General features: G+C 60.6%; 21 protein-coding genes and 1 pseudogene. 8 read left to right on the top strand and 14 right to left on the bottom strand.

Features of this window, described 5'->3' with window-relative positions; all coding sequences use genetic code 11:
* Window positions 1–9 precede the first annotated feature (9 nt).
* Window positions 10–744: a DUF899 domain-containing protein gene (locus PMI34_RS23225; protein WP_008046829.1), complete on the bottom strand. Its 735-nt coding sequence runs from the start codon at window positions 742–744 to the stop codon at window positions 10–12.
* A gap of 103 nt (window positions 745–847) precedes the next feature.
* On the opposite strand from PMI34_RS23225, the pseudogene PMI34_RS27840 reads away from it, so the two are divergent.
* Window positions 848–961: pseudogene (locus PMI34_RS27840) on the top strand (transcriptional regulator); the annotation flags it as partial.
* A gap of 28 nt (window positions 962–989) precedes the next feature.
* Here the strand turns inward: PMI34_RS27840 and PMI34_RS23230 are convergent.
* The 3 genes from PMI34_RS23230 to PMI34_RS0127035 form a co-directional block, all read right to left on the bottom strand.
* Complete coding sequence (locus PMI34_RS23230) at window positions 990–1,859, bottom strand: DUF6279 family lipoprotein (RefSeq protein WP_008046828.1); 870 nt, start codon at window positions 1,857–1,859, stop codon at window positions 990–992.
* A gap of 77 nt (window positions 1,860–1,936) precedes the next feature.
* Window positions 1,937–2,659, bottom strand: coding sequence for a TorF family putative porin (locus tag PMI34_RS23235; RefSeq protein ID WP_008046827.1), 723 nt, complete (start codon window positions 2,657–2,659; stop codon window positions 1,937–1,939).
* 206 nt (window positions 2,660–2,865) lie between these two features.
* On the bottom strand, window positions 2,866–3,054 hold the full coding sequence (locus tag PMI34_RS0127035; RefSeq protein WP_015096330.1) for a hypothetical protein: 189 nt from the start codon (window positions 3,052–3,054) through the stop codon (window positions 2,866–2,868).
* Between the two features lie 351 nt (window positions 3,055–3,405).
* Between PMI34_RS0127035 and PMI34_RS23240 the strand changes: the two genes are divergently transcribed.
* Window positions 3,406–4,242, top strand: a complete 837-nt coding sequence (locus PMI34_RS23240) for a CvfB family protein (RefSeq protein WP_007984894.1) — start codon at window positions 3,406–3,408, stop codon at window positions 4,240–4,242.
* A gap of 194 nt (window positions 4,243–4,436) precedes the next feature.
* Window positions 4,437–5,369, top strand: coding sequence for a DMT family transporter (locus tag PMI34_RS23245; RefSeq protein WP_008046826.1), 933 nt, complete (start codon window positions 4,437–4,439; stop codon window positions 5,367–5,369).
* Here PMI34_RS23245 and PMI34_RS23250 read toward each other — a convergent pair.
* Window positions 5,314–6,489, bottom strand: a complete 1,176-nt coding sequence (locus PMI34_RS23250) for an MFS transporter (RefSeq protein ID WP_008046825.1) — start codon at window positions 6,487–6,489, stop codon at window positions 5,314–5,316. The two genes, PMI34_RS23245 and PMI34_RS23250, sit on opposite strands and share 56 nt — an antisense overlap.
* 104 nt (window positions 6,490–6,593) lie before the next feature.
* Here PMI34_RS23250 and ptrR point away from each other — a divergent pair, with 104 nt between their 5' ends.
* Window positions 6,594–7,487, top strand: coding sequence for a putrescine utilization regulator PtrR (gene ptrR / locus PMI34_RS23255; RefSeq protein WP_008046824.1), 894 nt, complete (start codon window positions 6,594–6,596; stop codon window positions 7,485–7,487).
* A 135-nt stretch (window positions 7,488–7,622) separates the two neighbouring features.
* Complete coding sequence (locus PMI34_RS29500) at window positions 7,623–7,751, top strand: PA1414 family protein (RefSeq protein ID WP_007972508.1); 129 nt, start codon at window positions 7,623–7,625, stop codon at window positions 7,749–7,751.
* A gap of 86 nt (window positions 7,752–7,837) precedes the next feature.
* Here PMI34_RS29500 and PMI34_RS23260 read toward each other — a convergent pair whose 3' ends face one another.
* From PMI34_RS23260 to speB, 6 genes are all read right to left on the bottom strand, one after another.
* On the bottom strand, window positions 7,838–8,089 hold the full coding sequence (locus tag PMI34_RS23260; RefSeq protein ID WP_008046823.1) for a phosphopantetheine-binding protein: 252 nt from the start codon (window positions 8,087–8,089) through the stop codon (window positions 7,838–7,840).
* Between the two features lie 70 nt (window positions 8,090–8,159).
* Window positions 8,160–8,885: an MBL fold metallo-hydrolase gene (locus PMI34_RS23265; protein ID WP_008046822.1), complete on the bottom strand. Its 726-nt coding sequence runs from the start codon at window positions 8,883–8,885 to the stop codon at window positions 8,160–8,162.
* Window positions 8,886–8,971: 86 nt separating this feature from the next.
* Complete coding sequence (locus PMI34_RS23270; RefSeq protein WP_008046821.1) at window positions 8,972–10,351, bottom strand: sodium:solute symporter; 1,380 nt, start codon at window positions 10,349–10,351, stop codon at window positions 8,972–8,974.
* Between the two features lie 176 nt (window positions 10,352–10,527).
* The gene (locus tag PMI34_RS23275; protein WP_008046819.1) at window positions 10,528–12,045 is read right to left on the bottom strand and encodes a purine-cytosine permease family protein; all 1,518 of its coding nucleotides are present in this window, start codon (window positions 12,043–12,045) and stop codon (window positions 10,528–10,530) included.
* A 55-nt stretch (window positions 12,046–12,100) separates the two neighbouring features.
* Window positions 12,101–12,523, bottom strand: a complete 423-nt coding sequence (locus PMI34_RS23280; protein WP_008046816.1) for a YybH family protein — start codon at window positions 12,521–12,523, stop codon at window positions 12,101–12,103.
* Between the two features lie 9 nt (window positions 12,524–12,532).
* Entirely contained in the window at window positions 12,533–13,483 is a 951-nt protein-coding gene (speB, locus tag PMI34_RS23285) for an agmatinase (RefSeq protein ID WP_008018246.1), read from the bottom strand.
* A gap of 367 nt (window positions 13,484–13,850) precedes the next feature.
* Here speB and PMI34_RS23290 point away from each other — a divergent pair, with 367 nt between their 5' ends.
* Window positions 13,851–14,744 carry a LysR family transcriptional regulator gene (locus PMI34_RS23290; RefSeq protein WP_007972518.1) on the top strand — a complete coding sequence of 298 codons (894 nt, stop codon included), beginning with the start codon at window positions 13,851–13,853 and terminating at the stop codon, window positions 14,742–14,744.
* A gap of 5 nt (window positions 14,745–14,749) precedes the next feature.
* On the top strand, window positions 14,750–15,346 hold the full coding sequence (locus PMI34_RS23295) for a tRNA-uridine aminocarboxypropyltransferase (RefSeq protein ID WP_008046813.1): 597 nt from the start codon (window positions 14,750–14,752) through the stop codon (window positions 15,344–15,346).
* 145 nt (window positions 15,347–15,491) lie between these two features.
* Here the strand turns inward: PMI34_RS23295 and PMI34_RS23300 are convergent, their stop codons facing one another.
* Genes PMI34_RS23300 through PMI34_RS23310 form a run of 3 tightly spaced genes read right to left on the bottom strand, consistent with a single transcriptional unit; the run spans window position 15,492 to window position 20,397 of the window.
* On the bottom strand, window positions 15,492–16,847 hold the full coding sequence (locus PMI34_RS23300; protein ID WP_008046810.1) for an HlyD family type I secretion periplasmic adaptor subunit: 1,356 nt from the start codon (window positions 16,845–16,847) through the stop codon (window positions 15,492–15,494).
* Window positions 16,848–16,856: 9 nt separating this feature from the next.
* Entirely contained in the window at window positions 16,857–19,016 is a 2,160-nt protein-coding gene (locus PMI34_RS23305) for a type I secretion system permease/ATPase (protein WP_008046808.1), read from the bottom strand.
* 16 nt (window positions 19,017–19,032) lie between these two features.
* Window positions 19,033–20,397 (bottom strand): TolC family outer membrane protein, encoded by a 1,365-nt coding sequence (locus PMI34_RS23310; protein WP_008046807.1) that lies wholly within the window; start codon window positions 20,395–20,397, stop codon window positions 19,033–19,035.
* 588 nt (window positions 20,398–20,985) lie between these two features.
* Here PMI34_RS23310 and PMI34_RS23315 point away from each other — a divergent pair.
* The coding region (locus tag PMI34_RS23315; protein WP_008046804.1) for a retention module-containing protein at window positions 20,986–22,015 on the top strand (1,030 nt) is incomplete at its 3' end.

Genomic DNA, 22,015 nt, shown 5'->3' with positions numbered 1-22,015 from the left:
TGTCTGGGTCTATCCACCATGACAGCAGGTCGACTTCTCCTGTTCCTCATATTTGTCGTGATGCCGCACCCACTCCATGATTTCGTCCTCGTTGCGACCCTTGGGCGTCAGGTCGAGGTAGTTGTAGGCGCCGACCAGCATGTCCAGGCCCCGGGCATAGGTGGAGTAGGTATGGAAAATTTCACCGGCGTCATTGCGAAAAAACACGCTGAGACCGGGGAGTTCTTCCTCGGCGCCATCGGTTTTTTCGTAGTTGTACGTAGCCTTTCCGGCGGCGACCTCTTCGGCCCGTGCACAGACGCCAAAGTCGTAGTTGAAATCGCATCCTTCTGATGACACCCAATCGAATTTCCAGCCCATGCGCCGCTTGAACGCCTGGAATTCAGTGAAGGGTGCGTGGGAAACCGCCACTACTGCAACGTCATGGTGGGCCAGGTGCTGGTTGGCACCGTCGATGTGATCGCTCAGGTACGAGCAACCGGGGCAGCCCTCGTCCCAGCCCTCGGCGAACATGAAGTGGTAGATGACCAACTGGCTGCGGCCGCCGAACAGGTCCGCCAGTTTCAGTTCGCCGGCAGGCCCCTGGAAGTGGTAGTCCTTGTCGATTTTCACCCAGGGCAAGGCGCGGCGTTCGGCGCTGAGCCTGTCCCTTTCCTTGGTGAAGGCTTTTTCGTGGGCAAGGTGTTGTTTGCGGGCGGTGAGCCATTCTTCCCGCGATACGACGGGATGATTCTGAATGTTCATGTTGTGTTCTCCTGCGTGGGGCGGGGAGGTGACTTACACAGACTAGTCGTTTGGCTTGCATGGATTTCGACATGTCGCCGGTCGGTCGTCAGCAAATGCCCGGCTGAACGACAGCAGTATTCCCGGCAATGATCACCCGCGGCAGCAGTTGGACGAGCAGGACGATGCGCTGGAGGAGGCGTTTGATCAGGTGGCGTCGAAGGTGCAGATTGCCTGAAGTCTTCATACTCCACCCTGTGTTTCAGTCAGCGTTGCGCTGCCGCTTTCAGGCACTTCAAGTCATTGAAGTCCTTGCGCACACCCTCGATTTTCTTCAGCAGGCGTGCGCGCTGGTTCGGTGTACTTTCAGCCATCAGATCCACGAACAGTGAACGCGCCTGGGCTTCTGTGTTGGCAAAGGCCTGACGATAGGCGGGCGTCCACAAGCTCTCGCGATGGACCAGAAGCGTCTCGATGCGTTGTGGGAATTGGGGGCTCTGGCGTTGGGCAACGGCCGCGCTGAACTGCTTCTGCCAATGGACCCGGTTGGCAAGCCACTGGGTGTTCTGCTCGCCCAAGGCGTTGGACCATGTGGCTACCCGTTGTTGCTGGGTAGTGTTCAGCGGCCCGAGCCAGTCGTTCAGGCGCTTCTCCATGCGCGCGCCGCGTTCCTTGATCTGCTGGTCGAGGGAAGGCTTGAGGTATTCCTCCTGGCGTTTGCGCTGGTCCTTGGCAAAGGCGTCGTTCATTTCGGCGACTTGCTTGTCATCCAGCCCTTGCAGCAACTCGATGGCCGACGGGGTGATTTCCCGCGCGGTCTCGGCGACCGCCTGTTCGGCTTCACGGGCGCGGGCCTGCAACCCGGCATCGGTGACCTGGTTGGTGGCGATCATGGTTTGCAGGCGATCCAGCCAGTCGAGGTAGCCGGGCAGTTGGGTGGTGCAGTGCCAGCTCAGGTGTTCCTTCAGGCGTTCGTCCAGCCAGCTTTTCTGCTCGCCGTTCATGTCCAGGTAGTCACTGAGCGTCCACGGGATGATCACATCGAGATTGCGGTAGGCCAGGCCCACGCGGCTGCACGCGCCGAGGGCGAGGGCAATGGTCAACACAACCGCGATATGTTTGAACCAGAGGGGCATGGGCCAATCCTTGCGAAAGCCAGCTTTCGGGGGCTGATTCTCATGTGAACCCAAGAGGAGTCCGGCAGTTCAGCCGATCAATAGAACGGGTGTTCGGCCTTGAGCGTCACCAGCCCGTCGCACTGGCTGTTGTGCCCGGCATAGGCCGGGCAACCGCTGCCGCTCAGGCTGGAATCACTGTAGATCAGGTCGAGGTCGATGCGCATGAACGGGCGGGACAATTTCAGCGACCAATCGGTAAAACTGCCTACATAGCCGCCATCCACCGCCACTGGCGTATTGAATTGGTGGGTGGTGTATTTCAGGCTGATGCCGACACCGAACGGTTGATTGCCGCTCAAGTCAGCGAACAGGGTGTTGTTCTGTTTGTCCGGGTCATTGCTGAAGGCGATGCCGAAACGGCTGCCGAGCAAGGTCAGGCCGCCGAACAGTTCCTGGCTGTCAGGGAGCGTGACTTCGGGGTAGCTGTAGCGGATCAGGCCCACTTCGTAGCCGAGGGTTTTGTCGAAGGGTTGTTTAAAACCCATGTAGGAATCGATCTCGAGGTTTTTCCCCGGGCTGATACCCATGCTGGGCGACCATTGGCCCACATAGAAACCGCTGTCGTGGCTCAGGTCCAGGCCGCCGTGAAACGAGCCGACGGCCGAGGGTTTGACCAGGCCCTGGGCCATGCTGCGGGTGGGGCTGGTGCCGAGTTTGAGGTCGAAGGCACCCAGCTCACGCTGAAAGATTTGTGCGTGTGCTACGGAGCAGGCCAGCAGGCTGGCGAGCAATGCCGATCGATAGATAGGTTTGAACATGCGTCACTCCATGAACAGCGAGGACGGGCTGGCGGGCCCGCTGAAACGCTTGATCCAGACGTGTGCAAGGATACCGGCGAATGATCGGCAATGAGGGCCGTTCGTCGATTTTCAGAGGATTTGAAGGAGTGCCGGAGGAGTAACGAGGGTTCCAGTCCAAGCGCTTCGAAGCTCAAAGCGCTTTGGGACCAGGTGACGCGAGGGGATTACTTTTTGCCCAGAGTGATCTGCTTGGACGGGCCGAACGTCTGGCCGCTGACGCCTTTGGCAATTTGCTGGATTTCACCGCCGGACTTGAGGAACGCAGCGATCTGGCTATTGATCGATTCGCTGGTTTCGACGGCTGGAGCTGGCTTTGCTTTGCTGGTGGATGCTTTTACGCGCATGGCGGCCATTAACCTGTAGAAAATTAACTTGGCCAGGCATCGTACAGGAATTACCTGATAATTGCTTGGCAAATATCCCCTCGGCATATTGGTGAGGGCGGGGTAATTAGTCACCGGCCAATATTCGAAATATGCACCTAAGCCGCTGTTTTAACTAAGAACATTGCCTGAAAAAATACCGCGTGACGCTTGCCTGGGCATGGCGTAAATGCCCGGAGCGGCCTGACGAGCGGCCAGGCGCGGGATGAAAACCCGGGAAAATTAAGGGTTTCAGAGGATTTTCTCGTGCCACCGGGCCGGCTGCCGAACGCAGCGCTTAAAACCGGGTAGAATGCCGCCCACGCAATGAGGGTATTGGACATGGCTTTAGTCGGGCGTTACAACAGTTTGCAAGTGGTTAAACACACTAACTTCGGTTTATATCTGGACGGTGGCGCGGATGGCGAAATCCTTCTGCCTAATCGTTATATTCCAAAAGATATTCCTACCGAAGATGAAGACTGGCTCAACGTTTTTATTTATCTGGACAGCGATGACAAACTCATCGCAACTACTGAAAAACCTAAAGTTCAAGTCGGTGAATTCGCCAGTTTGAAAGTTGTTGAAGTCAACAGCATCGGCGTATTCCTGGACTGGGGGTTGCCCAAAGACCTGTTGCTGCCGTTCTCCGAAGAGAAGCGCCAGATGACAGCGGGCGAGTATGTGGTAGTGCACGTCTATCTCGACAAACACACCCGTCGCATCACCGCCACCGCGCGCCTGGACCGCTACCTGGACAAGACCCCGGCCAACTACACGGCGGGCCAGGAAGTGGATCTGCTGGTGGCCGAAGCCACGGACATGGGCTTCAAGGCCATCATCAACAACAAGCATTGGGGCCTGATCCACAAGAACGAAATCTTCAAGTTCATGCGCGCCGGTAAAGAAGAAAAGGGCTTCATCAAGGAAGTTCGCGCCGACGGCAAGATCAGCCTGAGCCTGCAACCGGTCGGCCAGGAAGCGGCCACCAGCCTGAACTCGAAGATCCTCGCCAGGTTGCGCGAAAACAACGGCACCCTGGCGGTCAGCGACAAGAGCGATCCGGCATTGATCAGCAGCCTGTTCGGTGTCAGCAAGGGCAACTTCAAGAAGGCCATCGGTGCGTTGTACAAGAATGGCCAGATTGTCATTCATGCCGATCGCATTGAGCTCAGTTGATGCGCTGACAAGACAGAGGGCCAGGATGGCGCAAGCAGAGAAGTCGAGGTCTCTGGCAGGCGGCATTTTCTGGCCTTCTGGTTAATAATCGACAACATGATTTTTCGCCCCGGTAATTTCTTTTCAACGAGAAGGCCGGGGTTTTGCTTTTACTGTCGAGTCTTTGCCATGGATTGTGTCTTCGAGGTGTTCCGGTGAGCGCCACTCGGCGCAGCGCCGACGGGTTTGCCCTGCAAGTGATGGTCGGGTTGTGCCTGGTCTGGGGCGTGCAGCAGGTGATGATCAAGTGGGCGGCGGCCGATATTGCGCCGGTGATGCAGGCGGCTGGACGTTCCGGTATGTCGGCGTTGCTGGTCGGGCTGCTGATCTGCTGGAAGGGCGGTTGGAACCAGGTGGGTGCGACCTGGCGCGGCGGTCTGTTGGCCGGTGCCTTGTTTGGCCTGGAGTTCTTCTTCATTTCCGAAGGCCTGCAATTGACCACGGCGGCGCACATGTCGGTGTTCCTCTACACCGCGCCGATTTTCACCGCGTTGGGGGTGCACTGGCTGCTGCCCAGTGAGCGATTACGGCCGCTGCAATGGCTGGGGATTGTCCTGGCCTTTATCGGGATTGCCATTGCGTTTGCCGGCGGGGTGTCCTGGGACAACCTTGATTACCGCATGTTGATGGGCGATGCCTTGGGTGTGCTGGCAGGTGCCGCCTGGGGCGCGACCACGGTGGTGGTGCGCGCCTCGCGCCTGTCGGAAGCGCCGGTGACCCTGACGCTGTTTTATCAGTTGATTGTCGGCTTCTTCGGCTTGTTGTTGATTGCGCTGCTCAGCGGCCAGATCACCCATGTCAGCCTGACCCATGTGGCGGTAGCCAGTGTGTTGTTTCAGGGCGTGGTCGTGTCGTTCTTCAGTTACCTGATCTGGTTCTGGCTGCTGCGCCGTTACCTGGCGGCCAACCTCGCAGTGTTTTCGTTCATGACGCCGTTGTTCGGCGTCACCTTCGGTGTGGTACTGCTCGGTGAGGAGCTGAGCCTGAACTTCGTCATCGGTGCCGTGCTGGTATTGGCGGGCATCACTTTTGTCAGTGCCGAGCAGTGGTTGCGCCGTCGTTTGCGCAAAGCCCTCGGGCAGCACTGACGAGCGACAGACCGCCGGCGATCAGCAAGCCGCAGCCGGCGACCACCAGCGCCGGTTGCAAACCGCCACTGAAATGACTGCTCAGCGCCGCCAGCAATGGCCCGCTGAGCTGACCCACGGCAAAGCAGGCTGTCAGCAGGCCGGCATTACGCTGGGTGGCATGGGGCGCCAGTTCCCGGGAACGTTGCATCACCAGTTGCATGCAGGCCAGGAACGGCGTGCCGCACAGGATCACACCCAGCGCCAGGCCGGGCCCGTTGCCCAGCAGGCAGGCGAACACGCCAGCGGCTTGCAGCCATAACGTCGCCATCAGCCAGTGACCCGTGACACCGGGTTTTTGCCGCCGCAGGCTCACCAGTACCACGCCGGTTGCCGCCGCCAAACCAAAGCATGGCCAGAACAGGTCGGCCTGCCATTGGCCATGGAATTGCGCATTGGCCATTTGTGACAAAAAGGTCGCCGGAATGATGTAGCCCAATCCGTACAAGGCATAGATCCAGCCCAGGCGAGCGATACCTTGATTGTCTGAGGCGCTGGCGCTGGGCGCAGCCGTCGCGGTGACTCCCGGTTGTGGCAGGAACGGCAGGATCCCCAGCAGCATCGCCAGCCCTGCGGCGGCGTACACCAGCCACAAGGTGGCGGACGTCTGGCCCAGCAGATTCGAGCCAAGGGCCAACAGGCCTGTCAGAAAAATCCCCAACCCCGGTCCGGCGAACACCAGGGCACCGAGCCGAGGGCGACCGGCCGCTGCCGCGAGTGGCTGGCTCAGGGCGGTAATCATCACCAGCACCCAGGCGCTGGCCACGCCGGTGCCGAAGCGCAGCAGCAGATGCGACCAGAAACCATTGGCCCAGAACGACGCCAGGGTCAGCAGCACGCAGAGCCACAATCCGCCGAGCAAGCGCCGGTGCACTTGCGCCGGACGCCGGGAAAACATGGCGTCCACCGCGCCGATGAAATAGCCGAGGTAGTTGGCGGCGGCAATCAGCCCGGCGGCCGTCAGGTCGATCTGACCTTCGAAAAGCAGGTGCGGCAGTTGCGGTGTCAGGGCAAAACGGCCGATGCCCATGGCCATCATCAGGGCAACGAAACTGGCGGATAAGCGGATCAGGGGAGACATGGTCTGGATTCCGTCTGGAGGATCAATGACCGTCAGGCTAGGACTGATTGACTTTCTTTAAAAATGAATAATAGTGAGTAACTTGTTCTTTTATGGAGAATGTCGTGGAATTCAGCCAATTGCGCATCTTCCAGGCGGTGGCGGAGGAAGGGTCCATCACCCGGGCCGCCGAACGGCTGCATCGAGTGCCGTCGAACCTGTCGACCCGGCTCAAACAACTGGAAGAGCAACTGGGTGTCGAACTGTTCCTGCGCGAACGTCAGCGTTTGCAGTTGTCGCCTGCGGGAAAAGTCTTGCTGGACTACACCGCCAGGCTGTTTGCCTTGCGCGACGAAGCCAGCGCGGCAGTGCAGGGCGGGCAACCGGCGGGCGACTTCGTGCTCGGCACCATGTACAGCACGGCGGCGATTCACCTTCCGGGGCTTTTGGCGCACTACCACCGGTTGTATCCGGCGGTGAACCTGCAAGTGCAATCCGGGCCCAGCGGTGAACTGCTCGAAGGCCTGCTCACCGGCCGGCTCGATGCGGCGCTGGTGGATGGCCCCCTGGAACTGGCCGGGCTCGACGGGGTGCCTTTGTGTGACGAGCGCCTGGTGCTGATCAGCGAGGCCGACCATCCGCCCGTGCGCAGTGCGCTGGATGTGCAAGGTCGTTCGGTGTTCACCTTTCGCCAGGGCTGTTCCTACCGCATGCGCCTGGAAGCCTGGTTCGCCCATGACCACGCGGCCATGGGCCGGGCGATGGAGATCGAGTCCTATCCGGGGATGCTGGCATGCGTGATTGCCGGTTCCGGTGTGGCGCTGATGTCGGAGTCGATGCTCGCCAGTCTGCCGGGCCGTGAGAGTGTGGCGGTGCATCCGTTGGCCGAACCGTTCGCCAGCGCTACCACCTGGCTGATGTGGCGCAAGGGCATGGTCGGGGCCAACCTGAATGCCTGGATCGAACAGCAACAGGTGGTTTTTCCGCCGGCACAGGTGCGGGCACGGGAAATTGCCTGAACACAGGCTGATTGTGATGGATTCAGTAACAGATCATTGTGACTTTGCGCGAGCATTGCGTAGGAGTTCGGACTATTATCTGTACGAAGGGGCTACAGAACTTTGGCCGCTCGGCATTACCCTGAAGGGGGCACCATGAAAGAGAAAATCCAAAACTGGCTGCATGACCTGGGCGTTGCTCTCGGTTTGATCGAGCCGCCTCTGCAACCCGTGCCTGTTCGTACTGATGACGAACAGCGTCGGCGCCAGCAGCGACGCCGGTAATGGCAGATAATATCTGACGGGTGAAAGGTTTCCAGTGGCGAGGGAGCAAGCTCCCTTGCCGCTTCGTGTACGTTTGATCACCCGCCTTAGTACCGCCCGATTTCCAGCAAGAACCGGCTCAAATCATTCGCCGTCCTGGCGGTCTTGAGCATCCGGTCTTCCTCCACCGTAAACGCCGTGACACCCAGTTCATCTTCCAGATGGAAGATCAGCTCTTCGATGTCTTTTTTATCCAATCCCAACTGCGCCAGGCTGGTGTTGTCGTCGAAGTCATCCCGGCCCTCCAGCAGGCGGCTGATGTAGCGATGTACGACAGTACGAAGGGCAGCTTCTTTCATGATCGTTCTTCGAGGAGGTGGGTGTAGTTCTACCTGCCGGTGCAGTTCCTGCCGTTGAGTACAGCAGGCTTTAGCCGTGTGAGCGCTGCCATTGGTCGATCATGCTGCGTAAATGCTCCCCGGAAAAACTGCCGAAATGCCCGCCATGCACCGTGCGGATCGATAGCGCGTGCAAGCGTTGCAGGCTGCGGGCGTAGTCATCGAGGTTGGAATGGTAGGCGTCTTCGATCAGCGGGCCGTCGTAGATGATGTCGCCGCTGAACAAGGTCTCGGTGGCGGCTTCGTACAGGCAGATGCCGCCCGGTGAGTGTCCCGGTGTGTGCACGACTTGCAACACCCGATTGCCCAGGTCCAGTACATCTCCATCCTCGATAAACCCCGTGGCCGGTGCGGCCTTGACCCTGTATTCGGCGTAGCACAGCGGGCAATCGGGGTGCGCCTCGAACATGTCGTCGCCGACGAAGGCTTTGCTCAGGTCGTTGTCGCCATCGGGCGCGGCGAGAATGTCCGCCTCGGCGGGGTGCACCAGTCGTTCAGCGAACTCGTGATGACCGGCGATGTGATCGAAATGGCAGTGGCTGGCCACGGCCACCAGCGGCCGTTCGGTGATCCACGGCAGTTGCTCGCGCAGGCTGACCAGGCCCGAGCCGCTGTCCAGCAACAGGTCTTTGTCGCGGCCCTGGATGTGCCAGAGATTGCAGCGGTAGAAGGGGCGGATGTACGGCTCGTGAATCAGGCGGATGCCGTCGCTCAAATGTTTGACTTCGAACCACTGATCGCGGCTGACGATCTTCATGTGCAGTTTCCTTCAGGCGAAAAAAAACGAGTGTGGCAACCGACGCCACACTCGTCGAAGAAAGCATCGAGTCGTTATGTTTCAGCTTAGGCGGCGCTGGCCACCACTGCCGGGCGGCGGGACATCAAGCTCACCACCACGAAACTCACCAGGCCTACACCGAGGCTGTAGTAGATCGGGGTGTTGGCGTCCAGGCCGTCCTTGAACATGAACAGCAGCGCGGTGGCGAAGCCCATGCCCATGCTGGCGATAGCGCCGGCGGTGGTGGCGCGTTTCCAGAAAATCGCGCCCATCAGCGGGATCAGCATGCCGCCTACCAACAGGTTGTAGGCCAGGGTCAGGGCGCTGATCACGTCGTTCACGATCAGAGCGATGCCCAGTACCACAATGCCGGTCAACAGAGTGAACAGGCGGTTGATCGCCAGGCTCGACTGTTTACCGCCACGCAGTTTCGGTAGCAGGTCTTCGGTCAGGGTGGTGGCAGCGGCCAGCAGGCCGGCGCTGGCGGTGGACATCATGGCGGCCAGTGCGGCAGCGATCACCAGGCCACGGATACCGTCCGGCAGGGACAGTTTGACGATGGCGGCGAAGGCGTTGTTGACGTTGTCCAGATCCGGGATCAGTACGTGTGCAGCCATGCCGATCAGGGCGCAGGCCAGGCCGTAGAGGATGCAGTAGATACCGGCCGCGGTACCGGCAACCTGAGCCACTTTGGCGGTCTTGACGGTGAACACCCGTTGCCAGATGTCCTGACCGATCAGGATGCCGAAGAAGTAGATCATGAAGTAGGTGATGATGGTGTCCCAGCCGATGGTGGTGAAGCTGAAGCTCGCCGCCGGCAGTTTCAACACCAACTCATCCCAACCGCCGACGCGGTACAGGCAGATTGGCAACAGGATGAACATCAGGCCGACAGTCTTGATCACGAACTGGACGATGTCGGTCAGGGTCAGGGACCACATGCCGCCAATGGCCGAGTAGATCACCACGACGCCGCCGCCGAGCAGTACCGAGATCCAGAACGGCAGGCCGAACAGCACTTGCAGCACGGTGCCGATTGCCAGGATCGAGGTCACGCCGATCATCAGCGCGTAGGCCAGCATGATCACCGCGCTCGCCGAGCGGGCCATCGGGTTGTAGCGTTTTTCCAGGACCTGGGTAACGGTGTAGATCTTCAGTTTCAGCAGCGGTTTGGCGAGGAACAGGTTCAGCGCCACGATCCCGCAACCCAGGGCCGCACACAGCCAGAAGCCGGAGATGCCATGCACGTAGCCCAGACGCACGGTGCCCACGGTGGACGCGCCGCCCAGGACGGTGGCAGCCATGGTGCCCATGTACAGGCTTGGGCCGAGGTTACGACCGGCGACCAAAAAGTCTTCGTTGGTCTTGGCCTTGCGCATGCCGTAGTAGCCGAGTATCAGCATCGCGGCGGCGTAGATGAGTACGACGAATAAATCCAAAGCCATTATGGCGTGTCTCCGATTGTCTTTTTTATGTGAGGCTGAAAATCAATCCCTGTGGGAGCGGGCTTGCTCCGGGCGGCGCTCCGACGAAAGCGGTCTGTCAGTCACATCTATGTTGGATGTGCTGCCGTCTTCGCGGGCAAGCCCGCTCCCACAGGTAGTGCGTTTAATGCGTTTGCTCAGGCGACTTGACGCATCGCCGGTTTAGCGAGCGAATCCGTGCTCTTGCTGCGAGGGTCGTTCGGACCGAACACTGCGCTCGACTCCGGGAACAGGCCCAGCAGCGCCAGGTACACCAGCGAGGCCAGGCCCAGGGTCACCGGCAGGCTGATGTCGATACCACCGGCCATTTCGCCCAGCGGCCCGACAAACTGACCCGGCAGGTTCACGAAACACAGGCCGACGGCCGCGCTCGGGATCCAGGCGCCCAGGCCACGCCAGTTCCAGCCGTGGGTGAACCAGTAGCGGCCACCTTTTTCGCCGCGGGTGAACACTTGCAGGTCATCCGGGCAGTAGAAGCCGCGACGCACCAGCAGGCCGATGATCATGATCACCATCCACGGGGTGGTGCAGGTGATGATCAGCACGGCGAAGGTCGACACGCTCTGCACCAGATTGGCCGCAAAGCGCCCGATGAAGATGAAGGCAATCGACATCACACCGATCAGCAAGGTGGCCTTGACCCGCGACAGCACCCGAGGGAACACGCTGGACATGTCCAGCCCGGTGCCGTAGAGCGAGGTGGTGCCGGTGGACATGCCGCCGATGACCGCGATCAGGCACACCGGCAGGAAGAACCAGCTCGGCGATACCGCCAGCAGACCACCAACGTAGTTGTTGGCCGCGATGTAGTCCGGAGCCTTGACCGCTACGATGGTCGCAGTGACGAGGCCGAACAGGAACGGGATGAACGTTGCGATCTGCGAAATCACCACCGCCGCCATGATGCGGCGCTTGGAGGTGTCACGGGGAATGTAGCGCGACCAGTCGCCGAGGAACGCACCGAAGGAAATCGGGTTGCTCATGGCCACCAGCGCAGCACCGATGAACGCGGCCCAGAAACCGGGTTGCCCTATGTTGACGGTGCCGGCGTAGTTCGCATCGAAGGGACCGGCGAAGGCGAAGATGCCCAGCAGGAACAGCAGGCTGGCACTCCACACCGCGATCTTGTTGACCCACAGCAGGAAGCGAAAGCCATAGATGCACACGGTCAGTACCAGGATCGCGAACAGACCGTAGGCCAGGCCCAGGGTCAGGTCGGTTTCCGGCAGGCCGATCAGGCGTTTGGCGCCACCGATCAGCGCATCACCCGAACTCCACACCGAGAGCGAGAAGAAGGCGATGGCGGTCAACAGCGACAGGAACGAACCGACGATCCGCCCGTGCACGCCGAAGTGCGCACCGGAAGAGACGGCGTTGTTGGTGCCGTTGATCGGGCCGAACAGGCCCATTGGCGCGAGGATCAGCGAACCGAGCAACACGCCCAGCACAATCGCCCAGACGCCCGCCTGGAAAGACAGGCCGAACAGTACCGGGAAGCTGCCGAGGACGGCGGTTGCAAAGGTGTTGGAACCACCGAAGATCATCCGGAACAAGTCCGTCGGGCCTGCGGTGCGTTCGTTGTCCGGGATCTGTTCGACCCCGTGGGTTTCAATATGCGTAAGGCTTTGGTCGTTGTTGTTGTTGTTGTTATTCATGATCAGCTCCGATCATAAAGGCGCGCTCATCGTGCGTGAGCGTCACCTGTGTTGGCTAAGGGGGTGGCAGCCCTTCCGGCATCGCGGACAAATGTTCGTGGCAGGCCAGCCATAGGCCTTGTTGTTCTTGGCCAGACGCTTGTTTCTTGAAAACAATCGTCTCGCGCTCCTGGCTGAAGTGTTGCTCCCCTTGCATGCGCAACTCGGTGGCTACGTCATGGATGAAAATCGCCACGTCACCCTGCAGGCTGACGAAAGCGTTGCTTGAGGTGCACGAGAGCACCTCGAAGCCATCCTCGGCGCGCCAGCCGTCCCACATCGCCTGATAGGCGTCGCGCGACAGCAGGGGTTGTTCGAGGGTGTAGAAGACGAAGCTGGCGTCCGCGCTGAATGCGCCGAAGTAGGCTTCGCGATCGTTGCGGGCAAAAGCGGACACCAGATCGGCGGCGGTTTTGAGCACCTGATCACGTTCATTCATGACCAATCCTCAGCGGTGGACTACGCCAGGCAGTACGCAGAGCATTTCGTACAGCAGGTTGGCGGCCAACAGCGAGGTGTTGCCGGTGGTGTCGTAAGCGGGGGAGACTTCTACCAGATCGCAACCGACCAGGTCGAGGCCTTGGCAGCCACGAACGATCTCGATCGCCTGAATGGTCGTCAGACCGCCGATTTCCGGGGTACCGGTGCCAGGTGCCCAGGCAGGATCGATGCCGTCGATGTCAAAGCTCAGGTACACCGGGCCGCCACCGACTTTCTCGCGAACTTCAGCCATCAAAGGCTCCAGCGATTTGTGCCAGCACTCTTCGGCCTGAACCACGCGGAAGCCCTGGTTGCGGCTCCAGTTGAAGTCGTCAGCGGTGTAGCCCTGGGCGCGCAGGCCGATCTGCACTACGCGGTCCGGATCCAGCAGGCCTTCTTCGACAGCGCGACGGAAGGTGGTGCCGTGGGCGATCTTCTCGCCGAACATGTGATCGTTCACATCGGCGTGAGCGTCGATGTGCACCAGGCCGACCTTGCCGTGCTTTTTATGGATGGCACGCAGGATCGGCAGGGTGATGGTGTGGTCGCCGCCCAGGGTCAGGGGGATCACGTTGTGTTCGAGGATGTCGTCGTAGGCTTCTTCGATGATGCGTACGGCGTCCAGCAGGTTGAAGGTGTTGATCGCCACGTCGCCGATGTCGGCAACCGACAGCGAGTCGAACGGCGCAGCACCGGTGGCCATGTTGTAAGGACGGATCATCACCGATTCGGTACGGATATCACGAGGCCCGAAACGGGTGCCAGGGCGCAGGGAGGTACCGATGTCCAGCGGCACGCCTACGAAGGCGGCGTCCAGGCCGGCAGCAGTATTCAAATGGGGGAGTCGCATCATGGTGGCGATGCCGCCGAAGCGCGGCATTTCGTTGCCGCCCAGTGGCTGGTGAAGAATCTTGTCCACGGGTAGGGCCTCATCGTCGTTGTTTTATTTATGTCGGTTGCGCCGTTCACGGAAGGTACGGGCACCGTTGTGGGGCGATTCTGCGAAATGTAGTGGGCGGGAAGAATCGCTACGGGCAAATACTTAGTTCAGATTTTTCTAAACTAATGGCGAGGACGGCGATAGACTTGCCGTGTTCTCTGTAGCAGCTGTCGAGCACCGCGAGGCAGCGTTCGGCGGCGGAGCCGTCGTCAAAACCTGAACGCGAGGTTTTCCTGAAACAGCGCGTCGCCTGATTTCACGACGGCTTCGCCGCCGGACGCAGGCTTCGCCAGCTGCTACAGAGCGTTATCGTCCACCTGATTTTTGTGTTGCTGCTGGAGCCCTCATGGCCAACGCTTTACCCGACCTGAAACTTTTGCGCATCTTCGTCAGCGTGGTGCGCCATCAGGGGTTCGCCAACGCCCAGCAGGAACTCAACCTCTCGACGTCGGCCATCAGCACCTACATGAGCCAGCTCGAAGCAGCCCTTGGCCTGGTGCTGTGTCATCGCGGCCGCGGCGGTTTCAGCCTGACCAGCAAGGGCGAGTTGTTCCATCAGGAAACCCTGCGTCTGTTGGGCGAACTCGAAGGCTTCGAGCAGTACGCCGCCGCCCTCAAGGGCGAGTTGCGCGGTACCTTGAACCTGGGGGTGATCGACTCCACCGTCAGCGACAAGGCCCTGCCGTTCGCCGAGGCCATCGGCGCCTACAGCCAGGAGCACCCGGCCGTGCACTTGCACCTGTCGGTGATGAGCCCTTACGAATTGCAACTCGGCGTGCAGGACAACCGCCTCGACCTGGCCATCGGCGCGTTTTCCACGCGCATGAGCGGCCTGGTGTACATGCCGCTGTACCGTGAACAACACTGGTTGTATTGCAGCACGCGGCATCCGCTGTTCAACGAGCGGCGCATCCCCGAGCAAGTCATTACCCAACAGCGCATGGTCGGACGTGGCTACTGGAGCCAGGCCGAACTGGCGCGCCACGGTTTCAAGCACAGCGCCGCAACGGTAGAAAGTATGGAGGCCCAGTTGATTCTGGTGCTGTCCGGCGCCTACATCGGCTACCTGCCGGAGCACTACGCCCAGGCCTGGGCCGACAAGGGGGACTTGCGGGTGTTGCTGCCGGCGACCTTCGGTTACCAGGCACCGTTCTCGATGATCGTGCGCCGGGGCCGTAGCCGCGAGCCGCTGATCCAGACCTTCCGTGATCTGCTCAAAGCACAACTGAATCAGGCGTAAAGACGATGTCCAGAGTTCAATGTCCGCGCTGCCTGCGCCCGCAAAGCCACTGCCTGTGCCCGTTGATCCCGAGCCTCGACAGCCGCACCCGGGTGTTGCTGTTGCAGCATCCGAGTGAAGTGAACCATGCGTTGAATACGGCGCGGTTGGCGGCGCTTGGGTTGAAGAATGCCGAGTTGATTGTGGGGGAAGTGTTCGAGGATTTGCCGACGCTGTTGAATCAGCCGGGGTATCGGGCGCGGTTGCTGTTTCCCGGCGAAGATGCCCAACCGATTCAGGCTTGTGCCGCGACAGACGAACCCTTGCTGCTGGTGGTCCCCGACGGCACCTGGCGCAAGGCGCGCAAGATGCTGCACCTCAATCCGCTGCTGGCGGCGTTGCCGAGGGTGACGCTGGCCGAAGGTGGTGTGTCCCGTTATCGGCTGCGCAAGGCACCGGGCCCCGGGGCGCTGTCGACGGTGGAGGCGATTGTGCAGGCGCTGGAAACCCTCGAAGCGCCAGCGACGTTTGAGCCGTTGCTGAAGCCGTTCGAGGCATTGATCGAGGGGCAGATTGCGGCGATGGGGGAGGAGGTTTATCAGCGTAATCATGCCGACAGGTGATTGGTGCATGTGCCGGCCTCTTCGCGGGCAAGCCCGCTCCCACAGTGTTCGTGTTGTACATAAAGTTTGCGAACGCCAATGAACCTGTGGGAGCGGGCTTGCCCGCGAAAGCGGCAGATCAGTCACAGCAGAATTTGGAGACTGCCTACCTTTCCCGCATCGCCTCGGTCCGCGCCTTGAGCACCGGTTTAAGCAAGTAATCGAGCACCGTTTTCTCCCCGGTAATAATGTCCACCGTCGCCACCATCCCCGGGATGATCAGCAGTGGTTTCACATCCCCGCCCAGATGGTTTTTGTCGGTTCGCACCTGAATCAGGTAGAAGCTGTTGCCCTTGTCGTCGGTGATGGTGTCGGCGCCGATCAATTCCAGTCTGGCGCTCAGGCCACCGTAAATGGTGTAGTCGTAGGCACTGAACTTGACCATGGCTTTCTGGCCCGGATGCAGGAATGCAACGTCCTGTGGCCGCACCTTGGCTTCGATCAGCAGGTTGTCTTCCAATGGCACGATTTCCACCATGTCGTTGCCGGGCTGGACCACGCCGCCGATGGTATTGACCTTCAACACCTTGATGATGCCGTGCACCGGCGAGACTACAGTGGTGCGGGTGACACGGTCGTCGATGGCGATGCTCGATGCCGTGATTTTCGACAGGTCGGTGCGTTTCTCGTTCAGCTCTTTGGCGGCTTCCGAGCGGAAGGTTTGCTCCGATTCGTCGATCTTGCTTTTGATCTCGTCGATGGCCGATTCGGCCCGGGGGATCGCCAGGGTGGTGGCGTTCAATGAGCCGCGAATCTCCACGGCGCTGCGTTTGAGCCGCAGGATTTCCACCGGTGAGACCGCCCCCGTGCTCACCAGCGGCGTGGACATGTTCATCTCTTGTTGCAGCAGCGCCAGGCTTGCACTGAACTGCCCCTGTTTCGAGCGAAATTCGGCAAGCTCCTGGGTTTTTTGCCGAAGTTGCTCGCTCAGGGTGCGTTGCTCGCTGGCCAGTCGGCGTTGCCGTTGCTCGTACAGCGAGCGCTCGTCTTCGGCCACTTGCGGAGCCTTGGCGATCACTTCCTCTGACAGCTTGAACGGCCGCCCCTCAGCCTCGGCCGAAAGCCGTTCGACCTGTGCGGTCAAGGCGTAACGATCAGCTTCGCTTTCGCCTTTGTTCGACAGGTAGCGGGTGTCGTCCAGGCGCAGCAAGGTGTCGCCCTTGTTCACCATTTGCCCTTCACGGACGAAAATTTCAGTGACGATGCCGCCCTCCAGGTTCTGGATCACCTGGACCTTGCTCGACGGAATCGCCTTGCCTTCGCCCATGGTCACTTCCTGCAACACGGCGAATTTGGCCCAGACCACTGCGCTGACCAGCAGCGCGGCGGCCAGCCACACGGTGATTCGCGACCAGCGCGGTGAGTCCTGCAACGAGGCGCCGGCGGTTTCCGGCATGAACTCGGTCTCGGCACTTTTGTTGAAACTGTCGAAGTAGCCACGGGATCCTTGATCGGCAGACATGGGCTACTCCTAGACGGCCGCAGAGCCGACACGGCCCTTGCGCAGAGCATCGATAACCGCTTCCTTCGGACCGTCGGCGACGATCCGTCCGTTGTCCAGTACCACCAACCGGTCCACCAGGCTCAGCATCGAGGTGCGGTGGGTCACCAGCAGGATGGTTTTGCCCTGGACCCAGCCGTGAAGTTTTTGCCGCAGGACGTCTTCGCTGCTGTTGTCCATGGCGCTGGTGGGTTCGTCGAGCAACATGATGGGCGGGTCGAGCAACATCGCCCGGGCCATCAAAACGGCCTGGCGCTGGCCGCCGGACAACAGTTGCCCGCGTTCGCCCACGGGCCGGTCGAAGCCTTGCGGGTGTTGCCGGGCCAGTTCGGTAACGCCGGTCATTTGCGCCACTTCGAGCATGCGTGAGTCACTGATGTAGCGCGCGCCGAGGGTCAGGTTGTCGCGCAGGCTGCCGGCCAGAAGCGGCAGGTCGTGGGCGACGTAACCGATTTGATGGCGCAGGTCGGCGACGTCCAGTTGCCGCAGGTCCAGGCCATCGAGCAGCAACTGGCCTTCATCCGGTTCGTAGAAGCCCATCACCAGTCGCGCCAGAGTGCTTTTGCCTGAGCCGCTGCGGCCGATGATGCCGACGCGCTCGCCGGGTTTCACACTGAAGCTGATATTGGCCAGGGCGGGAGAACTCTGGCCGTTGTAGCGGAAGGTCACGCCGACAACATCCAGTGCGCCTTGCAGTTGGGTGCGCTCAAGCGGCCGTTGCCTGGCGTCGCGCTCCTGGGGCAGGCCCATCAGCGCGTCGGTGCTTTTCATGGTCAGTTGCGCTTGCTGGTAGCGGGTGATCAGGCCGGCGATCTGCCCCAGTGGCGCCAGTACCCGACTGCCGAGCATGTAGCTGGCTACCAGTGCACCGACGCTGAGGTTGCCGGCGATGATGCTGTAGACCCCGGCGACGATGGTTGCCATGCCGGACAGTTGCTGGATGAACAGCGTACCGTTGGTGGCCAGGGCCGAGAGGTTGCGCGCGTGGCTGTCGAGGCGGGTGAGGGCGCCATGGGTGCTTTCCCATTTGTGCTGACGTTCGCTTTCGGCGCTGCAGGCCTTGAGGGTTTCCAGGCCGCTTAGGGTTTCGATCAGCAGTGCCTGGCGTTCGGCGCCCAGGCTGAGGCTTTTCTGCACGGTATCGCGCAGCCGTACCTGGATCACCATGGCGAAGATGATGGTGACGGGAAACGCCAGTATCGGGATCACCACCAGCCAGCCACCGAGCAGGCCGATCACCAGCAGCATCAGCAGGCAGAAGGGCAGGTCGATCAGGCTGGTGAGGGTTACGGCGGTGAGAAATTCCCGCAGGCCCTGGAAGTCATGAATGCTTTGGGCGAAACCACCGATGGTCGCCGGCCGCGCTTTCATCGCCATGCCGGTGATGCGCTCGAACAGGGTGGCCGACAGGATCACATCGGTTTTCTTGCCGGCGGTATCGAGCAAGTGCGCACGCACGACCCGCAGCACCAGTTCGAACGCAGTGCCGATCAGCAGACCGATCGCCAGCACCCACAAGGTCGAAGTGGCCTGGTTCGGCACCACGCGATCATAGGTTTGCATCACGAACAACGGCACCATCAGTCCCAGCAGGTTGATCAGGAAACTCGCCAGGATCGCATCGCTGTAGAGCCATTTCGACAGCTTCAGCGTATCGCGGAACCAGGCATGGACCCGAGGCAGCAGCGGCGAGCGCAAGTCTTCGAGTTCGTGGCGTGGCCGGGCAAACAACGCCTGGCCACTGTAGTGTTCGGCCAGCTCCTCGGGGCTGAGCCATTGTTCGCCGCCGTCGGCTTCGCTGGGCAGGATCAGCACCTTGCCGTCCTCGCCATAACGGCGCAGGACGGCCGTGCGGCCGTTGTTGAGCAATAGCAGCACGGGCAGGTTGAGCGCGGAGATGTCCTTGAGGTCACGGCGCAGCAAACGTGCCTGCAAACCGGCCCGGGCCGCTGCACGGGGCAGCAGGTCCAGGCTCAGGCGTTGGTGTGCCATGGGCAGCCCGGCACTGAGGCTGGCGCGGCTGACCGTCGCGCCGTGGAGTTTACAGAGGATCAACAGACCGTCCAGAAGTGGGTCATCGAAGCTCAAGCGCGGGTCGACACCGGTGTTGCCGGGTTCCATGCTGGTCATTGAACCCTCCCGGGCACTACTTCATTTCAGGCAGACGAGCTTCGTTTTTCACTTCGGTCTGGGCGATCGCGTCGGCGGGCAGTACAACCCTTTGTTTGCTCAACAACTGGCCCATGTTCGCCAGGACACGGTACATCGAGAACTCTTCGGTGTAGCGCACTTCGGTGTAGCGGCGGTTGGCGCTGTAGAGTTCGTTTTCACTGTCCAACAGGTCCAGCAGGGTCCGTTGACCGAGGCCGAACTGATCCTGGTAGGCAATGCGCACGCGCTTGCTGGTTTCGGCGTATTCACGGGCGGTCGGGGTTTGTTTCTTGGCATTGACCATGGCGTTCCAGGCCAGGTGAATGTTCTCGTTGAGCTGGCGCAGGGCATTGTTACGGATGTCCATGGCCTGGTTGATCTTGTGCGAGTCGGAGGCAAGGCGCGCCTTGTCGCTGCCGCCGCGGAACAGGTTGTAGTTCATCACCACGCCGACCCGCCATTCGTTGTCGTGGCCTTCGTCACCCTGCACGTTGTTGTTCGCGCCCACTGCTGCCTCGGCGTCGAGGCGCGGGTAGAACGGCGACTTGGCGACTTCGTACTGGCTTTCGGCCGATTGCACGTCGGCCTGGGCGGATTTCAGGTAAGGGTTGTTTTCCACCATGCTCTGCTGGGCTTCGGGCAGGGTGGGGGGGACTTCGCCGCGAATCGACGGCGGGGTTTCGAGTTCATCGGGCATGCGCCCCACGACGGCGTAGAAGTTCGACTCGGCATCGGCCAGATCGACTTCGGCGGTGTCGAGGTTGTTTTCCGCCAGTGCCCGGCGAGCGCTGGACTGGTCGGCATCGGCGTTGCTGCCCACGCCGCGCTGGGTGCGCAGGCCGATCTGGTCGTTGACCCGCAAGTGCGCTTGCAGGTTGTTCTTGGCCAGTGTCACCAGTTCGCGGCGCTTGAGGACATCCAGGTAAACCTCGGTGGTGCGCAGGGCCAGATCCTGAGCCGTACCCTGAGCGTAATAGGCTCGCGAGTTGACCACGCCTTTGGTGCGCTGGACTTCATTGGAAGTGTTGAACCCGTCGAAGAGCATTTGCCGCAGGCGCAATTCCGACTGGGTGTAGTTCAAGGTTTCGGTGTTGTGCCCGCCGGGGGTGAGCGCCCGGGTATTGGTGTTGTCGCTGTACCCGCGTCCGTAGGCAGCGTTCAGATCAACCGATGGATAAAAGCCCCCTTTGGCGACCTTCACGTCCTCGTCAGCCGACAGACGGCTGTCCACCCGTGATGCCAGCTCCGGGTGCGTCGCGATGGTGCTCTGGATTGCCTCGGTCAGCGTCATGGCCTGGGCCTGGTACGAGCAGGCCATGGCCAAAAGAACCGCGCTGCAGAGGGGGGTTAATAGGCGCATGGTGCATCTCCCTGATTCCTGATGGTGCTTATCGGTCGCCAATTTTTTGACGACATTTGTAGGTAAAGTTGTTTCACATCTTTAACAAAAGAGCTAAGAACATTCTGGAGCGTAGCTAAGAAATTTTTTTCATAGCGGGTATGCCAAAAAAAACTTATGCGCTCTACAAAATCCAGCACATTGTTCAATTAGAAAGCCCTTGTTTTATGGGCTCTAGGGCGCTCATCGGGGTTTGAGGAAAGTTCCAATCCACTTATCGAAATAGGGCGGAGAAGTGCTGGAGGGGAGGGATGCGAGCGATCTGATGGCGACGGTTTTTTGTCACTTGAGTGCTTCGAGATCGTTACGCATCGCTCACAGGCAAGGTTGTTGCGAACAGGGATCCGATGCCATTGATTGCAGAGGAATTTTCCCGAAATCGTAAACAGCGCCGTGAGCGACTGGCTGGGCGAGATCATTGCCGGGTCCACGGCTTACTCAAGTAAGCCGGCACCCGGAACACGATCCGCCAGGCAACCCGCTCGAGCCATGCGCACGTTCTTCGCACAATCAAGGTGCCGACAGCGGTTGGCGGCGGAGGAAGTGCACATGGCAACGCTCATCGGAATCGTCAGTAAGGTCATCGGTCAGGTGTTCGCGGTTGCGAGCGACGGCACCCGGCGTGCTTTGGTCGAGGGGGACCGGCTGTTCGCCGGCGACCAACTGAACACCGGCGCCGAAGGCGCGGTGGCGGTGCATCTGCAAAATGGCCAGGAACTGACCCTCGGGCGCGACAGCAGCATGCAGATGACGCCGCAGTTGCTCGCCAATCAGATTCCCCATGTGAACTCGTCTGAAGCGCTGACGCCGAGCGAAGCGCAACTGACCGATGTCGAACAGCTGCAAAAAGCCATTGCGGCGGGCGACGACCCGACCCAAACCGCTGAAGCCACTGCTGCCGGGCCTACCACGACTGCCGGTGTACCGGGTGGCATCGCGGGCAGTGGCCATAGTTTCGTCATGCTCGAAGAAGTGGGCGGACGAGTCGATCCGGTCATCGGCTTCCCCACTGCCGGATTCAATGGCATCCCCGAACTTCCCGAAGAACGCCTGAATGTTAATCCGGACAACGCTGTTGCGGACGAAGCCCCTGTGGTGCCGCCGGTGGTTGCGCAGGTGCCGAACAATCCGGTCACCTTCGTCGGCCTGTCAGAGCAGAACGGCGAGCGGACCGTCAACGAAGCCAACCTGGCCGAGGGTTCGGCGAGGAGCGAAGGATCGCTGACGCGAAGCGGCACCTTCACCATCAATGCGCCCGACGGATTGACCAGCCTCACCATCGGCGCAATCAACGTGATCAGCGGCGGGGTGGCGACAGGTATTGCGCAGTCGATCACCACTCCTCTGGGCAGTACCTTGACCTTCACCGATTACAACCCGATTACGGGCGTGGTCAGTTACAGCTACACCCTCAACCGTTCCGAAACCCACGCAAGCGGCGGCGGGGCCAATAGTCTCGACGAACAATTCACCGTGGTGGCCATCGACAGCAATGGCGACAGCGCTACCGGTACGCTGGATATCAGCATCATCGACGACGTGCCGCAAGCCGTGGGCGACAGCAATGGCACCGCCTCGG

This window comes from Pseudomonas sp. GM74, assembly GCF_000282455.1.
In the GTDB taxonomy this organism is placed as follows: Bacteria; Pseudomonadota; Gammaproteobacteria; order Pseudomonadales; family Pseudomonadaceae; genus Aquipseudomonas.
The sequence above is the reverse complement of the archived record's forward strand: the minus strand, read 5'-3'. Positions and strand labels throughout refer to the sequence as shown.